The sequence below is a fragment of the Brevibacillus reuszeri genome, from assembly GCF_001187725.1.
GTDB lineage: Bacteria > Bacillota > Bacilli > Brevibacillales > Brevibacillaceae > Brevibacillus > Brevibacillus reuszeri.
The window spans coordinates 1134934-1149228 of sequence record NZ_LGIQ01000005.1; the positions used below are offsets into that span (position 1 = coordinate 1134934).

Annotated in this window: 15 protein-coding genes and 1 pseudogene; 8 read left to right on the forward strand and 8 right to left on the reverse strand. The window is 42.2% G+C overall.

What is annotated here, in order from left to right; all coding sequences use genetic code 11:
• Positions 1–3: 3 nt before the first annotated feature.
• Positions 4–1821, forward strand: a complete 1818-nt coding sequence (gene lepA, locus ADS79_RS09065; RefSeq protein ID WP_049738067.1) for a translation elongation factor 4 — start codon at positions 4–6, stop codon at positions 1819–1821.
• 686 nt (positions 1822–2507) lie between these two features.
• Here the strand turns inward: lepA and ADS79_RS09070 are convergent.
• The 3 genes from ADS79_RS09070 to ADS79_RS35230 form a co-directional block, all read right to left on the reverse strand.
• The gene (locus ADS79_RS09070; RefSeq protein ID WP_049738068.1) at positions 2508–2972 is read right to left on the reverse strand and encodes a hypothetical protein; all 465 of its coding nucleotides are present in this window, start codon (positions 2970–2972) and stop codon (positions 2508–2510) included.
• A gap of 686 nt (positions 2973–3658) precedes the next feature.
• A complete protein-coding gene (locus ADS79_RS09075; RefSeq protein ID WP_236699921.1) occupies positions 3659–3952 on the reverse strand; it encodes a DUF3951 domain-containing protein in 294 nt (97 codons plus the stop codon).
• 100 nt (positions 3953–4052) lie between these two features.
• Entirely contained in the window at positions 4053–4400 is a 348-nt protein-coding gene (locus ADS79_RS35230) for a BclA C-terminal domain-containing protein (protein WP_201783401.1), read from the reverse strand.
• 537 nt (positions 4401–4937) lie between these two features.
• Between ADS79_RS35230 and ADS79_RS36620 the strand changes: the two genes are divergently transcribed.
• The 4 genes from ADS79_RS36620 to ADS79_RS09085 all read left to right on the forward strand — a co-directional run bounded on the left by ADS79_RS36620 (position 4938) and on the right by ADS79_RS09085 (position 6166).
• Positions 4938–5030: an Imm53 family immunity protein gene (locus ADS79_RS36620; protein WP_201783398.1), complete on the forward strand. Its 93-nt coding sequence runs from the start codon at positions 4938–4940 to the stop codon at positions 5028–5030.
• A 16-nt stretch (positions 5031–5046) separates the two neighbouring features.
• Positions 5047–5229 (forward strand): Imm53 family immunity protein, encoded by a 183-nt coding sequence (locus tag ADS79_RS36625; RefSeq protein WP_409362443.1) that lies wholly within the window; start codon positions 5047–5049, stop codon positions 5227–5229.
• Between the two features lie 100 nt (positions 5230–5329).
• Entirely contained in the window at positions 5330–5707 is a 378-nt protein-coding gene (locus ADS79_RS09080; protein ID WP_049738069.1) for an ASCH domain-containing protein, read from the forward strand.
• A 120-nt stretch (positions 5708–5827) separates the two neighbouring features.
• The gene (locus ADS79_RS09085) at positions 5828–6166 is read left to right on the forward strand and encodes a DNA methyltransferase (RefSeq protein ID WP_049738070.1); all 339 of its coding nucleotides are present in this window, start codon (positions 5828–5830) and stop codon (positions 6164–6166) included.
• A gap of 79 nt (positions 6167–6245) precedes the next feature.
• On the opposite strand, the gene ADS79_RS36025 is transcribed toward ADS79_RS09085, so the two are convergent.
• On the reverse strand, positions 6246–6470 hold the full coding sequence (locus ADS79_RS36025; RefSeq protein ID WP_141261215.1) for a hypothetical protein: 225 nt from the start codon (positions 6468–6470) through the stop codon (positions 6246–6248).
• Positions 6471–6577: 107 nt separating this feature from the next.
• Positions 6578–7300: a YheC/YheD family protein gene (locus ADS79_RS09090; protein ID WP_049738071.1), complete on the reverse strand. Its 723-nt coding sequence runs from the start codon at positions 7298–7300 to the stop codon at positions 6578–6580.
• Positions 7301–8461: 1161 nt separating this feature from the next.
• Between ADS79_RS09090 and ADS79_RS09095 the strand changes: the two are divergent.
• Positions 8462–9358: pseudogene (locus tag ADS79_RS09095) on the forward strand (IS110 family transposase).
• 311 nt (positions 9359–9669) lie between these two features.
• Here the strand turns inward: ADS79_RS09095 and ADS79_RS09100 are convergent.
• The gene (locus ADS79_RS09100) at positions 9670–9927 is read right to left on the reverse strand and encodes a hypothetical protein (protein ID WP_049738072.1); all 258 of its coding nucleotides are present in this window, start codon (positions 9925–9927) and stop codon (positions 9670–9672) included.
• A 625-nt stretch (positions 9928–10552) separates the two neighbouring features.
• On the opposite strand from ADS79_RS09100, the gene ADS79_RS34905 reads away from it, so the two are divergent.
• A complete protein-coding gene (locus tag ADS79_RS34905; protein ID WP_141261170.1) occupies positions 10553–10747 on the forward strand; it encodes a hypothetical protein in 195 nt (64 codons plus the stop codon).
• 199 nt (positions 10748–10946) lie between these two features.
• Here ADS79_RS34905 and ADS79_RS09105 read toward each other — a convergent pair whose 3' ends face one another.
• On the reverse strand, positions 10947–12410 hold the full coding sequence (locus ADS79_RS09105) for an FMN-binding glutamate synthase family protein (protein ID WP_049738190.1): 1464 nt from the start codon (positions 12408–12410) through the stop codon (positions 10947–10949).
• Between the two features lie 290 nt (positions 12411–12700).
• Between ADS79_RS09105 and ADS79_RS09110 the strand changes: the two genes are divergently transcribed.
• The gene (locus ADS79_RS09110; RefSeq protein WP_049738073.1) at positions 12701–12967 is read left to right on the forward strand and encodes a hypothetical protein; all 267 of its coding nucleotides are present in this window, start codon (positions 12701–12703) and stop codon (positions 12965–12967) included.
• Positions 12968–14165: 1198 nt separating this feature from the next.
• Here the strand turns inward: ADS79_RS09110 and ADS79_RS34210 are convergent.
• Positions 14166–14249 carry a YjcZ family sporulation protein gene (locus ADS79_RS34210; RefSeq protein WP_084765727.1) on the reverse strand — a complete coding sequence of 28 codons (84 nt, stop codon included), beginning with the start codon at positions 14247–14249 and terminating at the stop codon, positions 14166–14168.
• Between the last annotated feature and the right edge of the window lie 46 nt (positions 14250–14295).

Below are 14295 nucleotides of genomic sequence, written 5' to 3' on the forward strand. Positions count from 1 at the left end.
CACATGGATCGCCGTGAAAGACAAAAAAGGATTCGAAATTTTTCCATCATCGCCCACATTGACCATGGCAAGTCGACGCTGGCAGACCGGATTTTGGAACTGACCGGAGCGTTGACCGCACGTGAGATGGAAGCCCAGTTTCTGGATACGATGGAGCTGGAAAAAGAGCGCGGGATTACAATCAAGTTGAATGCCGTGCGTTTGAACTATAAAGCAGATGACGGGGAGGAATACATTCTCCACCTCATCGACACACCTGGTCACGTCGACTTTACGTATGAAGTATCCCGTAGTCTTGCCGCCTGTGAAGGGGCCATTCTCGTCGTGGATGCAGCGCAAGGTATCGAAGCGCAGACACTTGCCAACGTTTATTTGGCACTGGATAGCAATCTGGAGATCATCCCGGTCATCAACAAAATCGATTTGCCAAGCGCAGAGCCTGAACGCGTGAAGCAAGAGGTTGAGGATGTTATCGGCCTGGATGCCAGCGATGCGGTTCTAACCTCCGCTAAAGCAGGAATCGGAATTAAAGAAGTGCTGGAAGCGGTTGTACAAAAAGTGCCAGCACCAGAAGGCGATCCGGATGCACCACTGCAAGCCCTTATTTTTGACTCGTATTTTGATGCGTACAGAGGCGTTATCGCTTCTATTCGCGTTATTAACGGCACGCTGAAAAAAGGCATGAAAATCAAAATGATGGCGACAGGCAAGTCGTTTGAAGTCACAGAAATCGGTACTTCGATGCCGCGTCAGACGCAGGTGGAAGAATTGACAGTAGGGGATGTAGGCTATGTAGCTGCATCGATTAAAACGGTAGGGGATACGAGTGTCGGTGACACGATCACAGATGCAAGTCGTCCTGCTACTGAACCTCTTCCTGGCTACCGCAAGATCAACCCGATGGTATTCTGCGGTTTGTATCCGATTGAGACGAATGAGTACAATGATCTGCGTGATGCATTGGAAAAACTGCAATTAAACGATGCTTCCTTGCAGTTTGAACCGGAGACGTCTCAAGCACTTGGGTTTGGTTTCCGTTGCGGGTTCCTTGGGTTGCTGCACATGGAGATTATCCAGGAGCGCATCGAACGTGAATTTGACATTAATCTAATTACGACTGCTCCAAGTGTTATTTACCGCATTACCAAAACAAATGGCGAGGTTATCGAAATTGACAACCCGTCCAAAATGCCAGATGCCCAAAAGATCGATATGGTTGAAGAGCCGTACGTGACCGCTACTGTAATGGTACCGAAAGAATATGTGGGCGACGTAATGCAGCTATGTCAGGGCAAGCGTGGCGATTTTCTCGATATGCAGTACCTTGGAGAGAATCGCGTGCAGCTAAAGTATGACATGCCATTGTCCGAGATCGTCTATGACTTCTTTGATTTATTGAAGTCTGGTACAAAAGGATATGCATCTTTTGACTACGAGCTGGGTGGCTACAAAGCTTCCAAGCTGGTGAAAATGGATATTCTCTTAAACAGCGAAGTAGTCGACGCGCTGTCGTTCATCGTTCACAAGGACACTGCTTATGCGCGTGGTAAGGTCATTTGCGAAAAGCTGAAGGAACTGATTCCTCGTCAGCAATTCGAAGTGCCAATCCAGGCAACTATCGGGCAAAAGGTTGTTGCTCGTGAAACGATCAGCGCCTTGCGTAAAAACGTACTTGCTAAATGTTACGGTGGGGATATCTCACGTAAACGCAAGCTGCTTGAAAAGCAAAAAGAAGGTAAGAAGCGCATGAAGTCCGTTGGTTCCGTAGAGGTACCACAAGAGGCATTTATGGCTGTATTGCGTATGGATGACAAGAAGTAACTGATGGAAAGGCTCCCTCACCGGATTGGTAAAAAGGTGGGGGAGTTTTTTCTTATCGTTCATGAGCCTCTCGAAAATATCGACAGTTTGATTTTTCAATTTGTCAGTCAAATGGGAATAGGTTATCGAGGGTAATTCCTGATCGACTATGGTTTAATCGAGCTTGGATGTTCCGTCCGCTCCACTTGCAGCTTGATGAGGTGACATGTTCTCGATTCTCCTTGGTACATACAAACTCGCTGGCATGGTAAAACTTGCCATATTTCAACCTGTTTTCTTTTTGACGGACTTTATGTTCTTTGAGTATTTTAATAAGTGTACCTCCTATGTGGATCGTCCTGTACGATGATACTGTTTTGGGAGTGCTGAATACCCATTCTTTATTGACAGTAACCATGATCTTATCAAGGAAAAGTGAAATCTTCTTTATGGACGACAAGGGCAGGATTTTTAAATCTGCTTCGGTCGTTTTTTTGTTTTCTTTTTTGGTAACTTAACGAACTGCATGGGGTTTTCATTAATCAGTTTGTATGCGTAAACAGCTTATTTCGACTTCTGCGAGGTAAGGGGACGAAATCGGCGGCGGGATCAGAAACAAGGGTCGAATTGACACAATGCTCAATTTGTAAATTCAAGAAAATCAATGTGGTAGTGAGTCCTGTAAAAGAGAGAGTTTAGTTTTTATTCTATCTAGATCCATAATTTTGTAAGTCATCACGAGTGAGAGTTTCGGTAATTAAACGAAGAGCTTCTCCATGGATCAGCAATTTATCTTTGGATTTTTGAGTATCAAAGCCTAATGAATCTTGGTGAATGTAATTGCTAATATCTGCTGCCGCTAATGAAAGCTCATTCGTAATGATACTGAAATCAGCATCACTGCCTATTAGGGTACTTATATTACTCAAGGAAACGTTTATAATTTCGACATTTCGAAGTAAATACAATGAATTCTTGATTCGATCACCTTTCGCATCGTCCGATAAGATTTCTTGTATATCCGCATTAACATTATTTAATGGAACGTAATTAGACAAAATGCTAATTGATTGGTGCAGCGATTCAGATTTGCCTTTTTGATAAAAATAACTCCCACTAAGCAAAGAGCTTAGGAGAATCGCTGAAACTATTAAAAATAACTGTTTTTTCAAATTGAGACCCCATTTTTGGAAATATATGGAAATAGTAGCGCATATCTTAGAATGGTGGATGATCGAATGGTTGTATTACACAATGTGTAATTTGAAAACCAGCCATTAAGACTGGTCTCGATTGATCAAGTATTCAATTAGCGTTTACGTGATGAAATACTAATTACGAAGTAGGCAACGACAACAACGATAAAAGCGACAGTCGCTATCAGTATTAATCCAGGATAACCAACGCTAGACACGGAGATCACCACCCTTAAGCTTGAACCGATTTTGGCTAATGATAGCGAAATTCACCAATAATTTCAAGTTTTTGGCAACTTTACTTAGTAGTTAATGAAAAAAGCCCTTTAATAAAAGGGCCGGTAAATTCGATGAGTATCCGTGTGGAAAACAACATCAACTTTAATGTCAGGTGCGTATGGGATGAATTCGAAGTCAAAAAGCTTACAAAAAACATGGGGGAAATCACTTGTTCGTTCACTCTGCTCTAACGCAAATGTGAACATATGCTTCAATTCTATAATTTCGTGTTTCTTCCCATGAAGGATAATCTCATCAGTAAAATGACCTGTCACTTCAATCAGCATCTAATCATGACCGAGTGCTAATCAGTCAGTATAGCAACAAATGTATAATTCCATTTTACAACATGTTGAAGTTTACACAACGGTAACTATGTTCCATTAAATATGAGTGGATGACTTTTTAAAAGTTTTGTCTTTGTCATCACCTTCATCATCCTCTGTTTCTTTCTTTTCAATTTTTTGTTCATGATGTTCAACTTGAGTTTGACCAAAGACCCTGTCTAATGGAGTGTAGTAGTGTTCAACGGTCTGCTTCTTAACGAATGATTTGTATATAACCAACCCAACCGTAGTGATCAAAAGAGCAGCAATTAAAAAACTCAAACCTGACATAATCAGCACAGTATCAAGTCCTATCTGTTGGAGTTTCCTTGTAAATACGATTTCAATCATTAAAAGTTTCTCATAAACACAACACACGATTTGTAAAATCGTAGTCCCGACGTTAAAAATAACCCCCGGGTTATCCCGAGGGCCGCTGATGGAAGATCATTTAATTCTTCTTAGTAATGTCCATTTTGGCTCCTTTTGTTGGTGCTAAAGCCAAAGTAAGTGGAGCAAAGAAGGTATTGCGTAGTGTAATAACATCTCCGGCATTTAGATTCAAAATAGCGGTGCCAGTAACTTCACCCACAGGGGTAACGATTGACTTAGACGCCTCTGGAACACCATTAATTGTAATCGACACCGTACCACCGATCAAAGCGTTAGTATAGTTAATACTGTAATCAATCTGGTAATCGCCTGAATCACTAACTATAATCGCTGCAGTTCCTGGTAAATGAGTAGCACCATTTAACGTATCGTTGGAACTGAAAGGTATATCTGCTCCTCCAATAATTGTTGCATCGCCAGGAGTGGCAAGATGATATACACTTCCTACTGCTACTTCGCTATTCTCGGCTTATCCCCTTCTGTTAATGAGGGTTTTCGTTCGAGCCTACACCGTGCGGGCGACTTTCATCGCACACGGCGTTCCATCAACGGATAAAAAGGTAGTAATGTACAATGGGCGATTAGATTATATCAAATCTTTCATTTTTTATGACCTAACTAAAGTTAGGGAGTTATTCTTTCGACATGAAGACAGAGATTAACAAAGCAATCGATGTGATAAGTGTATACAACGATATTTTTAAACAAGACGGTAATTGTCAAGCTTACAGACCTGATAAAAAAATACCTCACCTATGCAGGTGAGGTAAGAAAGTCACTTTAANAAGAAACTCGCAATTGTTATAGAGTGCTAAACAGCATCAAAGCAGCATTTTACAAAACATTACCTTTGTAAAGCAGGAAAAATGCCAAGTGACAAAAAGACAGAAAAATGCCATCACGGTTTAATGTGTGAAATATCTTGGAAGGGATGGATTTAAAAATGGAGATAATAAAGTGGTTAGAAAATTATTACTCATCCAATTGCGATGGAGACTGGGAGCATGGTTATGGAATAAGGGTTTTGTACTATTGATAATCCGGGGTGGTCAATAAAGGTCAACCTACAAGAGACACCCCTAGAGAACAAAAGACCCTTTGAGAATTATGTTGTAGAAAGAAACGAGAATGATTGGGTACATTGCAGATTGAAAGACGGATATTTTGAGGCATTTGGTCGCCCAAAGAACCTGAATGAAATGCTCGAGTATTTTAAACAATGGGCAGAGAGCTAACAAACGTCAGACTGATTCGATTTAACAAAAGAGAAAGTATGTACTGTAAGTTAAGCTTAGATTACTATGAAACTACAAGACACATGGGGAGGCCTAACGAATGAAACGAACAACATTTTGGGGACGAGATGAGAACGATGAACGCTTGGTTGAACAAATTATTGAGGGAAAGAAAACAGCTACCTGCACACCTAAATGTTGGTACGACGCTCTTCCAGAGGAAGCGACAGAGGTAGGAGAAATGCTAGAGGTCTTCAGTAAAAAGGGCAATTACATGTGTACAATCGAAATAACAAAAAAATATGAAGTTCCATTTGGTCAAATTGATGATGAAACAGTAAGAGGAGAAAACTGTGTATCTTATGAAGAATTTCGCAAGGACCATATATTTGCATGGGAAAATGATCTGAAAAGAGAAGGGAAAAAATTAAATGACCACACAATCATTGTTGTGGAGCACTTTAGACTGGTCAAGTAATTCGTTGATAAAATTAACTTAATACTTCAGGAATCAAAAAGTAAAGCCCCCAAAGGGAGCCCAAATATGCGTTCGTCAAACCATATTACACCACGGGCAACCGGACAGGGGGAACGTAAGATGAGCGTAGTTATAGAGAAAAGCATGTTGATTGAAAAGGTATGCGAGAAATGCCTTGCATGGCAGTACAAATTCCAACACGAGTTCATCATATTTGTTGTAAAAGGTAATAAACAAACTAGAAGGATCTCCACTAGAAAAGCCAGGGATATTTTGAGTGTACCTCGGATATCTGGAAACAAAACAATTCATCCAACTGAAAAGCCACCTGAACTAATTACCCCGCTGATACTGAACAGCAATGAACCGGGAGAAGTGGTGGTGGACTGCTTTCTTGGTTCTGGACCAGTTGCAGCAGCCGCGATAAAGAACGGCAGAGAGCTTTTTTTATTTGAATAGCTCCAGTAGCATTCAACAAACGATACCCGTTAGCGCAACGATCTAGATTGTTGAGAAGGCCATCTTTTGCGGGATGGTATTAACTGTCTTCCGAATCACGATCCAGACGGACGATAGATCGACGGTCGCCGGGATCGCGGAATCGTTCACGGCTGAGCGAGTCAAGATCCGTCATGCCGATGGAGTTTTGTTTGTTCCGATTCGAGAGATCGAGACAATGTCTATGAATGAGAACTAGTCTGACGAGGCCGCGCGGATATGATCCGGCGGTCTTTTTCGTTGCTCTCAGATTCGCTGAGATCAATGGAACTTCCTATTAATCGCGGCGATGCAGTGAGCCGGATCGGTCGGCAAAAGATCACCATAAAGTTTGCACGCAAAAAGCAGCGAACCTGAAACTGGTCCGCTGCTTTAATGTTTTTGATACCATAGTATTCTGCGATACATCGAGGAATCCTTCAAGGACCGGAAAGGGAGCAAATCCGGCCAATAATTGCCCTCGATGATCCAAATTCTTCGGTTTCTATCGATGCCTATATCAAACCCGACTTGCCTAAGCTTAGGGTAACGCTCCCTAAGCCGTTCGGCAGCCAACAGCGCGATCTGTTTGATTTTGACAATCAAGCTACGATCCTCGATGCGGGCCAGTTTCAGCGCCTCAGGAACTGGAATGATGTGACTAGGGACATTCGTGATAAGATATCCCTTCGCCGCTACTTTCGCGTATGAGCCTGTCACTTTCCAAGAGGACGAAGCGCCTTTTCTTCGCTGCACCATTATCCGAATGTCGAACGGCTTGTGTTGAATTTGAGCAAGCTGTAGGTGTCGTTGAACAATATATCTACGTCCTCTGGTTTTTTTACCGATCCATTTGAGTAGTTGCTCGGTGCCTTTCATGGTGACCGTTTTCTTTTCATTATGAATACGATAGGAGTTCGCTCCGTTACGGGTAATAAACAGGATGTCCCGTCCGAATCTCCCATCGCGCGGCTTCAGAACAAGGCTTTGATGTTGAAACAGCAGTTTTGCTAACCTGTTCGGGTTCAGCAGCCGAGTTTTAGGCAAACGAGCGGCGAGCGAGGACGTATCGTTCAGGATACGATTTTGAATCCATTTGTCTCGTTTGATCGACATTGGAGTCACATGCCTTCATATCTCATCCAGATACAGCTATCACATCTAACTCCCATGCGATAACCTCCTTATAAATTATCTAGCTCTATATCCTTATAATATTTTCGCGCGTTTCCTTGACGATGGGCCGGATAATTACGATATACGTACGAAACGAAGCAAGTTCGGCGTTCTCTCCTCGATTCGAAAACCATTTCTCAACAGACAAATTCTGGCGTTACTAACCCTTAAACCTACTTTAATTAGTGGCGTGCATGGTTCTGCGCTACCTATGATTTGGAAATTGGTAATCTCTGCAGCTACATTATTGAAGAAAAGAGTAACAATATCGCTTCTTATTCCCATGGATTCCTCACCTCATTTTCATTTTGATAATTTTATACTATTACACAACTGAGGGTTTTGATTGAGTCAAACCACGGGGGCTACTCGTCCATTTTTATGATGGAAGCAAGCAAGGATAGGCCGAACTAATCGGATATAAAACAGTAAACATTTATAAGCTCTGAGCGTACCAAGCGCCGAAGTTTTATTGTCCCGATTTATTCCTCGAATCTCAAAAATGCTACGTAAATTGTCGAGCCGCTTGCCACTGGGCAGTAAGGGGTGGATCGGGGGTGGATCAGGGGTGTGCCGGGGTCGGGTCAGCCAACGAAAAAAGACTCGACAGCGATGAGCTGCCGAGCCTGTGATATTATATCGCTTTCCGTCTCCTGACTTCACGGATCAGCGTCTACTTGCTGATTCCAGTTATCGCCCAGTATATCCCATTTGAATGATGGCCTTAAATATTTATTTTAATTCAAACAGTTCCAAAGTCGAGAATAATGATAATTTTCATAATGTCATTATAGTATTCTGCCCGTAGCGTAACGCGCTGCCGTTTCTTCTTCGTAACCAAGCTATCCTGCCAAGCCATTCATGCAGCGCTGCTGCACCAAAGATGATGAAAATGGTTTGAATTCGTCCATACTGCTACTACGGCTGGAGAGGAAGGTCGTTTCAAGTTGGTGCTATGAGCCCATCCGTTAGTCTGACTCCAACGATCATGGTGCATCACAGATTGTCGCTCCTCTTCGGGAAACACTCATGGGAGATTAGTCCTTTTATGATTGTTGCACCAGCCTCCATAATGGTAGTGCCGTAGGAAGGATGTTTTCAATGAAGGTCATCATTGAACGAGCATGGTATGGATGTTCATAAGGACAGTATTACTGCATGCATCATTACACCAGAAAGAAAGGAGATTCAAACGTTTTCTACTAAAACTGTTTTCTTATTAAAGCTAATCGACTGGATTAAGGAACAAGGTTGTACCCATGTCGCAATGGAAAGTACAGGAGTTTTTTGGAAGCCAATCGTCAATTTATTGGAAGCAGAATCAATCGAGTTTTTAGTGGTTAATGCTACTCATATGAAAGTAGTCCCTGGAAGAAAAACAGATGTCAAAGATGCCGAATGGATCGCTGAACTTCTTCGCCATGGATTACTTACAGCTAGTTATATTCCCAATCGAAATCAACGGGAGTTGAGAGAACTAGTTCGAAGGTCTCTCAGCGGGTCATTTCTTTCCAAGAAGATGTTGAACGATTAGATTCCATACCTGGAATTGCGACTCGGATGGCTGAACAAATCCTATCTGAAATTGGAACAGATATTGAGAAACAATTTCCCAGCGCAGCACATTTATGTTCATGGGCAGGACTTGTACCTGGGCACAATGAAAGCGCAGGCAAAAGAAAGTCGTCTAAAACAAAAAAAGGGAACAAATATTTAAAATCCGCATTAACGGAAGCAGCTCATTCAATAAGAGGCTCGAAAAATTACCTTGGTGCTTTGTATAGGCGAACAGCAGCACGCAAAGGTAAAAAACGGGCTGCAATTTCTGTAGCCCATGCCATGTTAAGAATCTCCTACTATCTACTTACCCGCAAAGAAATGTACGTCGATTTAGGAGAAGATTATTTTGAGAAGCAAAAACAACAGTTCCTAGTAAGGCATTCGATAAAGAGATTAGAAAAGCTAGGCTATACCGTTACTATTACTGAGGCCTCTTAATCTAAGAGAAATATACACAACATAGAACTCAGACGTTGCTGTTATTAAAAAGTGAATAAGCTACGTCTTTTTTAGTGTTGCCATTTTTCGTTATACATAGATATTAATTTTCATGGGAGAAGATCGTAGCGGACAAGCCTGAATGGATCCTGGTAAGTAAGAAGCCATCCGTTGAGCACTTCTGCTGCCTGGCAATGGAGGAAGAAGAGAAAACTGGTTTGGTCAGTTGAACATGGTTGGGACAAATATAGTAACTAAACACAAGAGAAATTAAGTAAAGAGCCTAAGACGTCATAATGGTGAGAAGTCATCTAAAGTTTATCCACATACTGTTTTGCTTCCAGTAACGACATACCAAAAACTACTCTAGCTGTTTTAACCGCCTCAACATATTTTCCTTCAGCGATAAGAAGACGCAACTCATGATTGATTTTTTCAGTCCATTCGGTGTGTGTTGCTATTTGAGAAATAAAGTAGTCTATGCTTTTTAAGCGAGATTGCATTTCGTTAATTCGGAAGTAAAGATACAGAATAACTAGAATAAGCAATCCAATAATCGTATATTCCATAGTTAAGCTCCTCCTCATTATGTAAAACGTATCCACATGGGAGATACGGGGCAGGTCCTCTTCGAAAGTATAGTACGAAAAACGTTAAAAAAAGTTGCAATAAGCTAGGATATAAAACACGCGATTTTTAAAGGAGGAGGGTGTAGAGAAGAAAAGTTGAATTGTACGTGATTTAACACAATATTTCATGTGGTGCCAAGCTCCTAATCAAAAGAAACTACGTGATGAAGTGAAGAGTCAGCTTGAGGTACTCGGATTTCCAGAATCGGCAAAGTAAAGCACAATGGGGAGCCGCTAATGTGGCTGGCTCCCTGATAAAATGCATTAACTTTGGATAGGTTCTCAACGCGTGTTGCTATGTTAACCTGAAGGTGCCCGTTGTAAAAGCCTTCTTATCGGTTGATGGAACGCCGTGTGCGATGAAAGTCGCCCGTACGGTGTAGGCTCGAGCGAAAACCGACCATTTAAAAAGGTATAAGTCGAGAATAGCGATACAACGCCTGCAATCGCAAAAGTTGCACCTGAGAGCACTATTTCCAAGATCGTGATTCATTTTAATAAGGCTCTATCCAGTGAGTCATTCGACTACACGGATGTAACGCTAGTAATTAACAGCTTTAGGGCGATGGATCGCCAGTGGCCGGCCGCATGGAATGGTGACCAACATGCCGTTTCTTTGGCCTGGGACCGTTCTGATGAGAACAACCCGATTTTAACGGTCTATACGGATGTGATTGGTGACTTTACAGATATTCACGTCTTTTTTACTAGCAATCTAATAGACATCCATGGAAATGCAATCACGGAAACAACTCCTTAAAAATGCAGTCCATCAACCAGCCCTCGAGGGTAATCCCGGGGGTATTTTTTATCATCCAGACCATGAGCCAGTCCCGAATCGATTGGGGCTTTTTTATTGCCTGATGAGGCGGAGAGGGTGCATATGGAGAGATTTTACAAGATAGCGTTCGCAGGTGGAAGTGCAGCAGAACGTTGCTTTAGGTGACCAATTTTCTGTTCTAAGAACGAGAGATTGATGCATCCCTTTCGTCATTGCCGGAGGCCCATAGTGATTCTGTAAATTCTTTTGTTGGTATATAAGGTTCAGATACGAGTGGAATTCTTGTTACTTTACTTGTCTCGTCATCAAGAGCAGCAAGATCCTCAACTCCGATTTGACAAAGAGAGGTTTTTCCTAGTGCAAGAATTGCGATCTTCATTTCTTCCACAAACGATGTGAAGAAGTTTTTTAAATTTATTGCTGCTTCTTGTTCATGAAATTCTTCCGTTAAGCTTCCCGGATAAAAAAGAAGCTCTGTAGGAGGTTCCCAGGGAACTGCCTTTGTTACTTGATCATGTGTCATAGCCCATAGAATGGCCGTCCCCATGTAAACACCGTCTGCACCTAATGCAATTGCTTTCAGGCAATCAGATGGGGTGAAAAATCCTCCACCACTTAAAAGGGTAATTTGTTCCTTCACCTGGCGTTTTTCCAGGTATTGTACAGCTCGTGATAAAGCGTATATGGTGGGAAGTCCAAAATCGTCTTCTAAGATGGGAGGGCTGCCCTTGTACCCTGCCTGTCCTCCATCAATGCTGATAAAATCGACCCCTGAAAAAATGGCAACTTCCAAATCGGCTTCCATTTTTGCGCTTGCACATATTTTAACTCCAATAGGGACTCCATCAGTGAGGGCACGGAGTTTATCGACTAACTTGCGAAGATCTTGCGGCTTTTGAATTTCCTCATGTCTTGAAGGGATCACTACATACTCTTCGTTTTGCAACTTCATGATCTTTCGTGCCCTTCCCTGAATGTACTCAGCAGGCGTGAAATTGGCGGCACCCGCAGTAGCTCCTTGCCCTATTCGAATTTCAATGGCATCTGCTTGTCTAAGAATATTCGGTTCCTTTGACCATTCGCCCGAGTGATATTGTACGATCAAATATTTCGCATTTTGTCTCTCTTCAGGTAGAAATCCTCCTTCTCCCGTGTTTGTTAACGTGCCAACTGCAGCTGTTCCTTTTGCAATAGCTATCTTCGTTTTTTCGGAGACTCCAACTCCGTAACCCATTCCGCCTGCCATAATGGGAATTTCTAACGACAAAGGTTTTTTAGCCTTAGGTCCAATGGTTATACGCATATCTACTTCTGCAAACTCTGGAGCTGGTAAGACTGCCAGTTGAGCAGGTGAAAAAATAAGTCCGTCGAAATTAAGAAATTTACGAGGGCTCCCAAATGGTCTTTCAATGACATCTCCTTCTGAGGACCTCAAACTATTTTCTATGGCTGTTCTTGGAGGGACACGCGTCAAAGCAGTTACCATTTCCCAAATATTTTCGGGGTAACGTTCATTCATAAGTCTTTTCGTGAAACGACCAACGATCCATTGTATCAGCGTCCTAGAAAAAACAAGGATGAGAACTCCTGAAAATACAATAGCTATCAACGCTCCCATAAATGATCCAATCAAAAAGGTCATCCATTTAGTCACCGATTACATTCCCCTTCGATAAATCATAGTAATAGCTATATAATGATAAAAAATATTCTGCTCATGGAATCTTGTTCCTATGCTTCTTGGTGTAAGTGGCAGCAGTAAGCTCTCTAAGAAATTTCAGATTTCTCCTGTGATGTTTTACGATACAGCTAATCGACAAATACAGGTATTTTTTTGGAATCCAAACCATTCTCGTTGGGCAAAATATGCCCTGGGACTGTCGCTTAAAAAGTAGAAGCGCTTCCCAATCACAAAACGAGGGAGTGAGTAGCATGTCTGAAAACAACGAGCGCAATCAGAACGATGCTGATGACGTTAACACTACCAGCGACACAGGTGAAACTGTAGGAACCATTGGCGGTACTGCAGTAGGAGCAGCATTGGGTTCTGTTTTTGGGCCACTTGGCACCGTTGCAGGTGCCGTTGCTGGCGGTGCATTGGGTAACAAGATGGGTGAGGGTGCAGGGCGTGCCAACTACGATACCAAAAACGTACGGGATGCTGATGGCAACGGCGTTGAAACGGATCGAACAGAATAATGAAAGCGAATCCCATCTATAAGTGAGGAATAGCGGGGTGCAGGGGAGATCTTGCACCCCATTAACTTGTGAAGGCAGAAACTTCGTTGAGGAACTAGTGTAGCGATCAAAAGCTGATAGGGGTACCATCAACAGATAGTGATTCAAACAAACCCACCTGAGAAACGGCATTTTAGGAGTTAAAGCACATTCTCGTTCTAGCTTTCAATGTTTACGGTTTACCTATCAAGAGACGATTGAGCAAATTGTATTGGTAACCTTGTGGGGGAGTTTTTACATATCGTTCATGAGCTTCTCGAAAAATCGATGCTTTGATTTTTCATTTTGTCGGTCAGATGGGAAGGTAGATTACTGCAAGGTAAAGGAAAAAATCGGTGGGGGTATGTAAAAGCCCCGTTGAGCTGGGGCCATAAACCTAGTATCTCGTCAATTGCAAGGGAAGGGAAAGAGGTTTATAACGAAATTTAATGGAATGGTGATGATGGTGAACGTTTCATTGCTACCCGTGTAGACCCGAACGCGAAAACCATTTGGTCCGACACTGAGCAGGCAACCGGTAAATGTATCGAATATCGTTTTTACTACAACAATTCGGTTGATTAATCGGACCGCTTTTCTACGATTCTTTCTTTGTATAGCTAAGGACACTCTTCTTGACGTAGTTGTAATACCTTTTTGTGCCGCCAATTCCGACACCTCCTTTTAAACGATCTTTCCTATTCAATTCGATATTTTTGCGAAAGAGATAAAAGTAGCTGTCGTTTTCATACGGCCCCAATTATCTAACTAGGATAAACACCAAAACATTATCTCTTGATAACGCACGTTGGAACCCGTTATTCAAGAGACAACGTTCAGCACGACTTACTCGTCTTCCGACCCTTAAAAATTGATTGCAGGGTGCGGCACTTCCAATGATGCGAACGTCACGTATAATTCGCCTCCGTACGCCAGCCACTCTGATACGTTTGAATCGAATCACTACCACATCAGTTCTCGACATACTAATCATCTCGCTTCTCTCTGCATGGTATAGAGGCAAATGGGGGAAGCTTGGCAACTGATACGAGCCGATAGTAAACGCAAATGTGCGAATTGATGCACAAATTCATTTAATAAAGTCTTATCCAAATTAACGAAAGTTTAAAGGGCTTATGTAAAAAGGCAGCTTATAAAGCCGCCCTTTACTCATTGAAAATTAATCGCAACTGCAAGCAACAATTACTAACAGGACGAAGAGTACCAAAATTAAAGAAAAGTCATCAAAAAAGCCAGCGCTCATTAATGTCACTCCTTAATTGTGATTGAGGATAACCCCCAAATTAAGG

Excerpts from the sequence above, each read along its gene's own strand:
- ADS79_RS09110 (WP_049738073.1), top strand. The coding sequence starts at position 12,701 with ATGTCTGAAAACAACGAGCGCAATCAGAACGATGCTGATGACGTTAAC.
- ADS79_RS09075 (WP_236699921.1), bottom strand. The coding sequence starts at position 3,952 with ATGATTGAAATCGTATTTACAAGGAAACTCCAACAGATAGGACTTGAT.
- ADS79_RS09100 (WP_049738072.1), bottom strand. The coding sequence starts at position 9,927 with ATGGAATATACGATTATTGGATTGCTTATTCTAGTTATTCTGTATCTT.
- ADS79_RS09105 (WP_049738190.1), bottom strand. The coding sequence starts at position 12,410 with ATGACCTTTTTGATTGGATCATTTATGGGAGCGTTGATAGCTATTGTA.
- ADS79_RS36620 (WP_201783398.1), top strand. The coding sequence starts at position 4,938 with ATGGAGATAATAAAGTGGTTAGAAAATTATTACTCATCCAATTGCGAT.
- ADS79_RS09080 (WP_049738069.1), top strand. The coding sequence starts at position 5,330 with ATGAAACGAACAACATTTTGGGGACGAGATGAGAACGATGAACGCTTG.
- ADS79_RS09085 (WP_049738070.1), top strand. The coding sequence starts at position 5,828 with ATGAGCGTAGTTATAGAGAAAAGCATGTTGATTGAAAAGGTATGCGAG.
- ADS79_RS34905 (WP_141261170.1), top strand. The coding sequence starts at position 10,553 with ATGGATCGCCAGTGGCCGGCCGCATGGAATGGTGACCAACATGCCGTT.
- lepA (WP_049738067.1), top strand. The coding sequence starts at position 4 with ATGGATCGCCGTGAAAGACAAAAAAGGATTCGAAATTTTTCCATCATC.
- ADS79_RS09090 (WP_049738071.1), bottom strand. The coding sequence starts at position 7,300 with ATGTCGATCAAACGAGACAAATGGATTCAAAATCGTATCCTGAACGAT.
- ADS79_RS34210 (WP_084765727.1), bottom strand. The coding sequence starts at position 14,249 with ATGAGCGCTGGCTTTTTTGATGACTTTTCTTTAATTTTGGTACTCTTC.